The sequence below is a fragment of the Halomonas sp. 707B3 genome, from assembly GCF_024158645.1.
In the GTDB taxonomy this organism is placed as follows: Bacteria; Pseudomonadota; Gammaproteobacteria; order Pseudomonadales; family Halomonadaceae; genus Vreelandella; species Vreelandella lionensis.
In genome coordinates this window covers 1-1,133 of record NZ_JAMZBE010000310.1, presented here as the reverse complement: position 1 = coordinate 1,133, position 1,133 = coordinate 1, and the positions used below count along the sequence as shown (strand labels likewise).

The following is a 1,133-nucleotide window of genomic DNA, read 5'->3' as shown; positions in this document are numbered from 1 at the left end:
TGCGAACAGACACAACTGCTGATCCTTGATCCGGTTTTCCATGTCACCCCGGGCACAGTATTGCTCGTAGTAGAGTTTAACGCCGTCGTCGTAACGGGAACTGATAATGAACCTGGGGTTGGCACCCAGTTCGCCTTCCTCCAGACGCGCGATCACCCAGCGGGGGTGTTTCCAGGTTCGGGCCTGGTACTGGAACCGGTAGGTGGCGGAGACTTTTTCACCCAGTTCGTTGTGAGCCTTGCGAACCAGCATCGAGGGTACGTCTACCTCCTTGAGCAGCCGGCTGTTCTTGCTGATGCCGACCAGATAGTCCACGTTGTTCCGGTCGCACCAGCTCAGCAATCGGGGACGGTAAAAGCCGCTGTCACCCCGGAACACGATGCGGGTATCCGGCCAGTACTGCCGGATGAACTTCACCAGCAGGGCCAGAATGGCCCAGCTATGGCGGCTGTCGCTTCGATTGCTGGTGCGCAGGTAGCTCACCAACAGGTGACGGCCGCAGAACACGTACAGCGGGAAGTAACAATGGTGATCGTAGTAGGCGTTAAAGAACTTGCCGGGCTGGTCGCCATGCACCGGAACGTCGGTGCCATCGAAGTCCAGCACGATTTCCTTGGGTGGGGCGTCGTGCTGCTCAATGAAGTGATGCCACATCAGTTCGTGGGCCTTGACCACGGCCTGCCGGTCCACGCGCTGCTCCATTCGGCACAGTGTTGATTTGCCCGCTAGAATGGCCGCTTCGCCAGTCGCGGTCTGAAGTGCCTGGTCAGCGCGTAACGTTTCGTGATCGTTCAGATCTTCGTATCCGGCGGCTACGCCAAAGACCCGTTGCCGGATCATGGTTTGAAGCTTGTGGCGAACCAGTACCGGATTACGGGCATCGTCCAGCACCGTAGCCAGGCGCTGAGTGAGCTGGTGTTGGTTGTCGACTTCGCGAAGCAAAAGCAGGCCGGCATCGGAGGTGATATGACCACCGGAGAAATCGGCTTCAATTTGACGGCGAGACAGTGGCGAGAAGGTCAGTTTTTCAGGTACCATTTTGGATAGCGGCTGTTGGTGCTTGGTGAACGGTGTAAGGTCCTGAAACTATAGCACTTTCAGCCGCTTTCTTTTATCCCCTCATGAGAAATCCG

General features: G+C 57.2%; 1 protein-coding gene. It reads right to left on the bottom strand.

Annotated features, from left to right (window positions below; genetic code table 11):
• Window positions 1-1,038 (bottom strand): IS1380 family transposase (locus BIS10_RS18840; RefSeq protein ID WP_253507834.1); only part of this gene is annotated, 1,038 nt, incomplete at its 3' end.
• Between the last annotated feature and the right edge of the window lie 95 nt (window positions 1,039-1,133).